The organism is Massilia sp. DJPM01 (assembly GCF_030348125.1).
GTDB lineage: Bacteria > Pseudomonadota > Gammaproteobacteria > Burkholderiales > Burkholderiaceae_D > Telluria_A > Telluria_A frigida.
The window spans coordinates 1-933 of the sequence record NZ_JAQOZV010000191.1 but is presented as its reverse complement, the minus strand read 5'-3'; the positions used below and the strand labels follow the sequence as shown (position 1 = coordinate 933).

The following is a 933-nucleotide window of genomic DNA, read 5'->3' as shown; positions in this document are numbered from 1 at the left end:
GATAATTTGCGCTTTCCCGGGCAGTATTATGATCGTGAGACTAATCTACACTATAACTATTACAGGGATTATGATCCGCTACTGGGGCGGTACGTTCAATCCGATCCGATCGGACTTCGCGGTGGCATCAACACTTATGCTTATGTTGCAGCAAACCCGGTGACTAACACCGACCCCTTAGGTCTGGCACCACCGAAAGAAGAGCCAGCTCGTCGACTCAGAAGATGTAAACCGCACGAATATGATGCTTGCTTCCAGCAGTGCTTGCCAGACCCGTGGAAAGCTGCGAGGTGCCGCAGACATGCAAGTTAACCACTGTGTCCGGCGGCCTCAGTGGTCGGGCCTGGGTTGATGGACCGATGAGTTGCAGCTGTAAGCGTCCTGAGAAGAGTTGGTGTGAACGGAATCCAAAAACGTGCGCAACTGGTGCGTGTCTTTTAGGGGTTGGGCTGCTGCTCGCGCCAGAAGTTGCGGTCCCAGCCTTGGCAATCGGCGGCGCGGCTGCTCAATAGGAGATGACATGAACGATTCACATTTGTATGCGGAACCAATAGAGGTATCCGAATTGAAGGAGGGGAATCTCTATTTTATGCTGAACTATTTTGACGATGATTTATTGATTCCCGAGCTTCAAACGCTTATTTTTCTTGGACGCGAGGTTGCAGGAGAGAAAAACTCACTGCTTTACTTCCAAGATATTGAGTCTTATAGAATACGCGGTCCATACCCGCATTCGACCGATGGACCTGGGGATATTTTCCATTGCACAGATGATCAGCTTGGGTGTATTTTCAGACTAGATAAAGCGGTCTCGGAGTTACAGCATTGTGTGAGGCGCCGGGAAAAACAGCTGCCCGAAGGTAACAGCTAGCTATCTGCCAGGACGGTGCAGCAGCCGAGTTTCGCTGCCGCACCGGCTTGACCGCACTCTGC

The 933-nt window shown here is 51.3% G+C and carries 1 protein-coding gene and 1 pseudogene; both read left to right on the top strand.

The window, feature by feature from the left end:
* Positions 1 to 183: pseudogene (locus tag PO883_RS35350) on the top strand (RHS repeat-associated core domain-containing protein); the annotation flags it as partial.
* A gap of 337 nt (positions 184 to 520) precedes the next feature.
* Positions 521 to 871, top strand: a complete 351-nt coding sequence (locus PO883_RS34585; RefSeq protein ID WP_289313821.1) for a hypothetical protein — start codon at positions 521 to 523, stop codon at positions 869 to 871.
* Positions 872 to 933: the final 62 nt, after the last annotated feature.